The following is a 7,996-nucleotide window of genomic DNA, read 5'->3' on the forward strand; positions in this document are numbered from 1 at the left end:
TTTCTACAAGTAGGGGGCGAACTGTTTACTTTACGGGATCTAATTCCCACGGGTGCTTACGTTCTACCCCGGCTACCTTTATAATAAAACCAAATAAAAATTGGTCAACCAGAAATATCTGGCTGACCAAATAATACGAACGGGTGCTAGAGTTCAAGAGGATCGCTGCTGCGGTCTTTTTTCTTGTTGTGCTAACGGGCAGAATAGTTTAATAAGGATCTTTCTCTTGAAAATACATAGACATCTAAAGAGGGATGAATTTGGGACAAAGCCGTTCCTTTTGAGGAAATGATATAAATAATAGTGGAAGGACCAATAAATAAACACTAAAAGACATGGTTTTTAACCACGTCTTTAGCAGCCCTATAATTGGAACGACTTAAATTTTAAATTAAGCATTTTTACACTTAATTTCGCCATTAAAATGGTTACATTCCTATAGTGCATTCTCTTTAGATTTTTCAAGAGAAGATGACTTAAGGAACAGACTTCCTAAATAATAGAAAATGGCTGAGGAAACTATACCAGAAACAGCAACTGAAAGATAAGGAGCATAGAAATTGACTAGTAATGCAACTGCTGCAGCTAATGCCCAAGCAACAAAAGCTAGTGGTTTCCATTTTGCTGAATCAGCCAATTGATTTCTATGTAGAATAAGTTGATCAACAATTATTATTGTTGCAATTGGTGGGACAATTAAACCTAGAAGTTCCAACCAACTTTGAAAGGCATTCCAGATTCCTGAAACAGCTGCAATTATACCGATTATTCCCAGTAAAATGGTTAGTGGCCGCATTTTTCTCCCAGTCATATGTGACCAACCAACTGCACCATTGTACAAACAGTGTGTACATCCAACTCCAAGATTTATAAATACAAATACTATAGCTAATATTGAAAGCAGCGAGCCATGTTCTGATAATAGCGGCATAAAATCACCGCCATTCGTTGCAGGGTTTTGGATAACTCCGGTCGCAACAATAATTGCACCAACAACTTCAGCCAAGAACTTTCCGAATGGAAAAGCAGTAATTGCAGCTAACAATCCTTCACGCCCATTTCGTGACCAACGAGTAAAATCGGCGGTCATCGTACCAGAATCAGCAAATGTAGCAAACACCATCGTAACTGCTACCCCAAATGACATGACCCCGGCGCCCGAGCTTGGATGGAAGTTAATGATGTCTTTAGTACCAGTCTTAAACGAGATGATGATGGATATTATTGCTAAAAAGATATATAAAGGGGCTGCGATCCATCCTAAAATGGATAATGCTTTAATTCCAATAAAAGTTGCTGCAACATAGAGTACACCGCCTAGCAAGGTCATCCATAACAAAGGTGCACCGAATGATCGAGCCATCGTATCACCAGTAAGACCTACCATGAGAGCAAACCATCCAACTACGACGGTGGAAAGTAATCCCGATACGGTCATATATCCGTATCGTCCAAAAGTCTTTTGAGCAGTCATGGCAAAATTCTCACCAGTATTACCAGCCAGGTAACTTAGAGCTCCAACAACCAGACATAATAGCATGTTACCAGCTAGTATCGCGCTGACCCCTACTTTGAATCCCAATAAGGCTGTGATAACCCCGCCTATAACGGCGCTTGTCAAAACCATTGGAAAACCAAACCAAACTGCCGATACGGAGGCTAAAGATTTTCGATATTCCTTAGGTACAGCGGTGGTTTCAAATTCTGGATCCAATAACTTTTGATCAGCATTTTTAGTGATCATACAATTACCCCCTAATAAATCACATTATTTTTCCAATTTCTTTTTTAAACACTAAGGTCTTTAGATACCTTTTTATTTTTTTACAATACTAACTTAAGCTCTTCTATTATAATTTGATAAATCTATCATAAAAGGTAATATTTTCTTTGTCATTGTTTAACAATACCAAAAAATTACATAAGTAATTATGCATACTGTACAACGGAAGGTAGGTGAATTTTCTATTGAGTTTTACAACTAAGGATGGGAAAACACCACTTTATGGAGTAAGGGAATAGGAAACGATATGATGCCGTGCGAAACTTCAAGAAGAAGTTCGCTTTTTTCTTTTTCCACAAGAAAGATTGTGAAATATTGTACTGATATGCATACGCTTATTGCATTGATTAATATATTTAATGCACTAGCTCTTTTCTCTCCTCTACTATAGCCTGACCGAGCGGAAAATGCATTTCAGATATAAGGATTTTGAATTTTCAAAAAAATGTATTGAAATCCATTTCGCGTTCTGATAAGATTTGCTTAAGAAATACGAAATAGCGTTTCGTAATAAGCAACAAACTGTAGTTTTAGCCTTGAAACGAAAGGGGGTGAGAAGGATACCTCAGAGCGGCGATCAAGAGTGGATAGAGGATGATGAAACCGTCTTTTTTTTGAGGTAACTGAGAAACGCCGTTTCGTAATAAGCAACAAACTGTAGTTTTAGCCTTGAAACGAAAGGGGCTGAGAACGATACCTCAGAGCGGCGATCAAGAGTGGATAGAGGATGTTGAAACCGTCTTTTTTTTGAGGTAACTGAGAAACGCCGTTTTGTAATAAGCAACAAACTGCAGTTTTAGCCTTGAAACGAAAGGGGGTGAGAACGATACCTCGGAGCGGCGATCAAGAGTGGATAGAGGATGTTGAAACCGTCTTTTTTTGAGGTATTTGAGAAACGTCGTTTCGTAATAAGCAACAAACTGTAGTTTTAGCCTTGAAACGAAAGGGGGTGAGAACGATACCTCAGAGCGGCGATCAAGAGTGGATAGAGGATGTTGAAACCGTCTGAGAAACGCCGTTTCTCAATAAGACACAACAGGTTGGGAGGAAATCGTTATGGCTATTTTTACATATCCCCTCGAAAAGGTTTTTTAAGGGGAAAAATAACGTATGTCAAAATGTATACAATATTATTGACATGTTTCAATTCTATTTATGTTGTATTTATGAAACTCAAAAGACGTGTTTAACAGCGTATTTCAAAAGGTATACTTTTTGAAATACTTTCCCTAAACTCAAGTAATTCCAGCAAAAATACCCGGATTCGCCTGTCATTGTTGGAGTAGGTGAGGGAACGGTCTTGTACGCAGGCGGTCACCACTTAATCGTTCTGATGGCAAGAGAGCTATTAAAGCAATACCAGGTCACTGTACCGGTCGCCCTTCATATCGATCATGGCTCGTCTTTTGAGAGTTGTGAAATGGCAATGAAGGCGGGCTTTACTTCCGTTATGATCGACGGTTCGTACCTATCGTTAGGAGAGAATATAGAGGTGACCAGATCAGTCGTGCAAGCGGCAACCCGCTACGGAGTGTCTGTTGAAGCGGAATTGGGGCGCATCAGCGGACAGGAAGAAGGCAGAATCGTGAATGAGTCAGAAGCCACGGTCGCTTCCCCGATTGAATGTCACAAGTTTGTGGTCAAGACAGGTATCGATTGTCTGGCGCCAGCACTCGGCACTGTACATGGCCCATATCAAGGAGAGCCGGCGCTGCGATGTGATCTTATTGAAGAACTGAGGAAAACGATACGAGTGCCTATTGCGTTGCACGGCGGCACAGGCATCTCAGTTCTAGATTTGAAGAAGGCCATCTCACTCGGTGTGGCTAAAATCAACATCAATTCAGAAAATCAAACGGTATTTACGTCTATGGTAAGGAAGGTGCTGGCAGAAGACCCCCATTTATACGATCCGCGGAAATACGCTGGACGGGCAATCGATGCGATGAAGGATTCGGTGAAAAGGAGCATGCAGGTATTTGGTTCTGCTGGCAAGCATAAAGAAACAGTCTCTTGATTGTTATTGCAATTTTTAAAAAACAAATTACGTTCCATGTTTCAGAATGGTAGGATGAGAATAAGATTGTTTTGAAATGGTGTTTCCTATTAGGAAACGGCTTTGAATCTCTACGATGATTACTAGGACAGTTTTTCGTACATCAAATTGTATACAGTCTTACGTACAGAGTGTTTACCGGAGGCAGCTGCTTATTATTTTCAGAATTTTCCAAAAAAGGGGTGTTCGGCATGTCAGTAAAGGACGGTAATACAGGTTTGGAGCCGCTTCAAGGAACTCCATTAATTAGCTCGATAAAACCGACGAAAGTACGTTGGCATGTTTTTATCATGATCCTTGTTTTAGCCACTGTTAACTATATAGACCGTTCCGTATTATCGGTTGCCATGCCGGTGATCAGTAAGGAGCTAAATTTCGGCCCCGCTGTTGTAGGGGTCATACTCAGTTCATTTTTCTGGGGATATACCCTAATGCAAATCCCCTCGGGGTGGCTTGCTGACCGCTTTGGAGCAGATAAGGTGGTAACGGGAGCCGCATTTTTGTGGGGGATTGTCCAAACCTTATCAGGATTTGCAAGTACATCGAATGCGTTCATTTGGTTTCGTTCTATTCTGGGTGTAACAGAAGCACCAATCTTTCCAGGTGCAGCAAAGCTACAATCCATTTGGCTGACGGCTAAAGATAGAGGAAAAGGCGCATTTTTGACAAGCAGCGGAGGAACGTTGGGCAGCGCGATTGGCGGACCGATTGTGGTCGCCTTCATCGCCTGGTTCGGTGGATGGCGAGGCGCTTTGATTGGTGCAGGAATTATGACCCTTGCAGTTGCGTGGATCGCTTGGCATGTAATCAAGGGATCTCCCGCTACAAGCAAGAGAATGAATGATGCGGAACGAAAATACATTAAAGACGCTTTGGATGAAGAATATGAAGCTAACAAAAAACTGACAGCAGGATCTGGGAGTGGGGTTCGCATCACAGACTATTTCAAATCTCGCAACTTCTTGTGCATGAATTTAGGCTGGTATATGTGGTGCACCATCTTTAATGGTATGACGGCATGGGGGCCTTCCTATCTTGCCATAACGCAAAAAATTGACATTAAGACAGTTGGCTTTTCTACCTTAATCATTTTTGGCACAGGTTTCATTGGTGAGTTTGTTTGCGGTGTAATTGTGGATGCCTGGAGAAAAAGAGGCGCTAATGCCAATACCGTATTACGGACGATGCTCAGTATTTCAGGGATCATGACGGGAATTTGTTATTTTATGCTGCTGTTCACCACCTCATTAGCATCGTCGATTGCACTGCTTTCCATGGCCTTATTCTTCCTTCGCTGGGGTGGACAATTCTGGGGTGTTCCTGCAACCATCTGCGTACGGGAAGACGTGGGAAAAGTCGGTGGATTCATGAATTTCATCGGCAGCTTTGCCGGCATACTTACTCCGATTGCGATAGGCTTTATCGTGTCTGTAACGGGTTCATTCTTTGGCGCTATTGCGCTGTTTGCTGCAGCGGGCATACTCATGGCGGTATTTTCCAATCTCATAAACTTTAACAAGAAGATTGGCTTACAGTAGTATTTACACAAATTCATTAATAGGAGGGCATGAAAATGCGATTTGTAACGTTTGAAACAAAGTCTCCATCCAGAGTTAGCTACGGAGTCGAATGGGATGGCAGCATCATCGAGCTTTCAGAGTTGTTGGAGGATACCGGGCTCGTTTCCAAAGCCCCTCGCACAATGATTGAATTTATTAACGAACATGAAACGCTTTTGCCTGCTATGTACAAGAGTTGGGACGAATGGAATCACAACGGCACACTGTCCAGATACGCGATTTCATCTGAGTCGGTTCATCTATTAGCACCGATCCCCCGTCCGCGGCGCGATGTCATTTGTTTGGGGCTAAATTATCCGGATCATATTGAACAAAATTCTCGCGCAACCGGAATTCCGTATCAGGAGCCTGAAATGCCCATGTTTTTTTCGAAACCGGTCACATCAATTGTAGGTCCAGAGGGTGGTATCCATTTGGATCCGACTCTTACACAGAAACTGGATTTTGAAATTGAGTTAAGCATCGTCATTGGCAAACGCGGCAGCAATATTCCTGAAAGCGCTGTCTGGGATCATATCTTTGGCTATACGATTGTAAACGACATCAGTGCTCGGGATATTCAACTTCGAGTGTCGCAATTCTTCCAAGGTAAAGGTCTCGATACGTATTGCCCAATGGGGCCTGTCATCGTGGACAAAGCCGACATTCCTGATCCTCACGACCTGTCATTAACCTTGCGAGTGAACGGAGAGGTTCGCCAACAAGTTTCAACAGACACGATGATATTCAAAATTCCAAAGATCGTAGCAGCTATTTCTGCAGGCATGACACTGGAGCCGGGTGACATTATCACGACGGCCACGCCTGGAGGATGTGGTTACGCTGATAATCCTCCGAGATTTTTACAAGAAGGAGACATCGTAGAATGTGAAATACAACCAATCGGAATTTTGAGAAATAGGGTGGTCCAAGTCGAAAGGAACTATGTTGTATAAGAATGGATCTGAGCAAGAACTTGCCGCATCGGGCGGCTACGACTACCATGCCGTGAAAATTGAGTACTAGAGGTGGAGGATAATGATTACAGGAGATTTCAGAAAGTGGGAAGTCGATCAATGCGCATTCTCACCGGTGCTGGTGGAAGCTTTGGAATATTTACGTACTGCACCTTTCGATCAAATAGAGGATGGGGTCTATCCACTCAATGAAACGGGAACTTATCTGGTTCTCAAAGAAGTCGTAACGTCTTCATTCGTAGAAGTGCGGCCAGAAAAGCATCATCGTTATATAGACATCCATTATCTCATTACTGGGATGGAAAAAATTGGTTTTGCTCGAGATCATGAAAAAAACAAGCCTGTTAATGTATCGCCCGATGTGGAGGACCATACATTCTTTGATTTCGTGGAACAAGAGAAGGAACTGATTCTGTATCCTGGACAATTTGTTGTATTCATGCCATCTGACGTCCACAGGCCATGGTGTATGGCACACGAAGAAAGAATAGTCAGAAAGGCGTTGATCAAGCTTCCTGTAAGTGAGGCTTGAAACACACAGGTAGTGGCGATCTTTAACCAACCAAAGATAGCCATTGTCAGGGTAGCTGGCGAAGCAAAAATGAGTTGTAAAAGTACGTAAAAGCCTTAGTTTTGTCTGGTCAAGACCCCGTTTAGTAGACAAAAAAGGAAAAAGGGGCGGAATACCTCGTCTTGGTCTACCACATGACTTCGCCATATATGAATCCGTAACGAATTCAGAACATAGTCTGGTACAATTAACTTTTTGTGTTCAAGTTCAAGATGCTCCGTCGCACCGGTTGAAGCTAGTTAACATGAAGATGTCCAGTGGAGCGGCATGAAAATATAATCGATGTAAAACGAAAGGCAGCCCGATATGGGAGCTGCCTTTTTTGTGCGACGGGCAGTCGCAACTTCTTGAAGAGATGGAGAATTTAAAGAAGACGTTTAGGACCTATATATTTGATACGTATATGCCGGGTCCTGATTATGTTTATGCTAAAGGTATTAACTGGTCTGAGAATTTTTTCGATAATTTAACCGCTAATGAGATTTGGAATGTTATAGTGGAATTTAAGAAAAAAATAACGGTAAAGAAGGAACTCTCTTTGAACAAGCCCAGTACCTTTCTCGGAATGCGCCCATAAAAGATAATTGGAAAGAGCTATTTTTTGAGGACTGGAATAACGGTAATTATAGGGAAGATGAAATAGAAAAATTAATTGATAAAGGTGATACTGTATGGGTTTATACGGATTCTGTACCTTATACCGGAGAAAAAGATAATTATCCTATTGAAACAATAGATAAAAGAACTGGTTCTTGGCACGGATAGAATGTATAAGGAGGCTCGCCGACCTCTATTTTTAAAAGAAAGTAAAAAATTTTCACCCACTACAGTTTGATAAAATAAGTTGTGTTTTTGTTGGAATCCTCTTCAACTTAAGGGTGCGTTAGTTTAATAAATAAGTAAGAAATCCATCTTATCTAAGGTGGTTTTTTTACTTTGTGGTTTTTTAATTTGAAGGATTAAAACAAAAAGGTAATTTAAGATCGGTATCAGGAGCCAGTCTTTTTTAGTTTTTATATTTCGACATTTTTCTGCATTCTAAGAAGTGTA

At 41.5% G+C, this 7,996-nt stretch carries 6 protein-coding genes; 5 read left to right on the top strand and 1 reads right to left on the bottom strand.

Annotation, left to right across the window (positions count from 1 at the left end):
• Positions 1–436: 436 nt before the first annotated feature.
• Positions 437–1,744, bottom strand: coding sequence for a cytosine permease (locus AC59HZ_RS31010; RefSeq protein WP_496549555.1), 1,308 nt, complete (start codon positions 1,742–1,744; stop codon positions 437–439).
• A 1,312-nt stretch (positions 1,745–3,056) separates the two neighbouring features.
• Here AC59HZ_RS31010 and AC59HZ_RS31015 point away from each other — a divergent pair.
• The 5 genes from AC59HZ_RS31015 (at position 3,057) to AC59HZ_RS31035 (ending at position 7,523) form a co-directional block, all read left to right on the top strand.
• Positions 3,057–3,800 carry a class II fructose-bisphosphate aldolase gene (locus AC59HZ_RS31015; RefSeq protein ID WP_496549560.1) on the top strand — a complete coding sequence of 248 codons (744 nt, stop codon included), beginning with the start codon at positions 3,057–3,059 and terminating at the stop codon, positions 3,798–3,800.
• 230 nt (positions 3,801–4,030) lie between these two features.
• Positions 4,031–5,377, top strand: coding sequence for an MFS transporter (locus AC59HZ_RS31020; RefSeq protein ID WP_496549556.1), 1,347 nt, complete (start codon positions 4,031–4,033; stop codon positions 5,375–5,377).
• Between the two features lie 35 nt (positions 5,378–5,412).
• Positions 5,413–6,354 (top strand): fumarylacetoacetate hydrolase family protein, encoded by a 942-nt coding sequence (locus AC59HZ_RS31025; protein WP_496549557.1) that lies wholly within the window; start codon positions 5,413–5,415, stop codon positions 6,352–6,354.
• An 82-nt stretch (positions 6,355–6,436) separates the two neighbouring features.
• Complete coding sequence (locus AC59HZ_RS31030; protein ID WP_496549558.1) at positions 6,437–6,907, top strand: NanQ anomerase/TabA/YiaL family protein; 471 nt, start codon at positions 6,437–6,439, stop codon at positions 6,905–6,907.
• Positions 6,908–7,301: 394 nt separating this feature from the next.
• Positions 7,302–7,523, top strand: a complete 222-nt coding sequence (locus AC59HZ_RS31035) for a hypothetical protein (protein ID WP_496549559.1) — start codon at positions 7,302–7,304, stop codon at positions 7,521–7,523.
• The last annotated feature ends 473 nt before the right edge of the window (positions 7,524–7,996 follow it).

It is taken from the genome of Neobacillus sp. DZ-9 (assembly GCF_059587065.1).

Bases quoted from the DNA above. Each gene is read 5' to 3' on its own strand.
- AC59HZ_RS31010 (WP_496549555.1), bottom strand. From the start codon at position 1,744: ATGATCACTAAAAATGCTGATCAAAAGTTATTGGATCCAGAATTTGAA.
- AC59HZ_RS31020 (WP_496549556.1), top strand. From the start codon at position 4,031: ATGTCAGTAAAGGACGGTAATACAGGTTTGGAGCCGCTTCAAGGAACT.
- AC59HZ_RS31025 (WP_496549557.1), top strand. From the start codon at position 5,413: ATGCGATTTGTAACGTTTGAAACAAAGTCTCCATCCAGAGTTAGCTAC.
- AC59HZ_RS31030 (WP_496549558.1), top strand. From the start codon at position 6,437: ATGATTACAGGAGATTTCAGAAAGTGGGAAGTCGATCAATGCGCATTC.
- AC59HZ_RS31035 (WP_496549559.1), top strand. From the start codon at position 7,302: ATGGAGAATTTAAAGAAGACGTTTAGGACCTATATATTTGATACGTAT.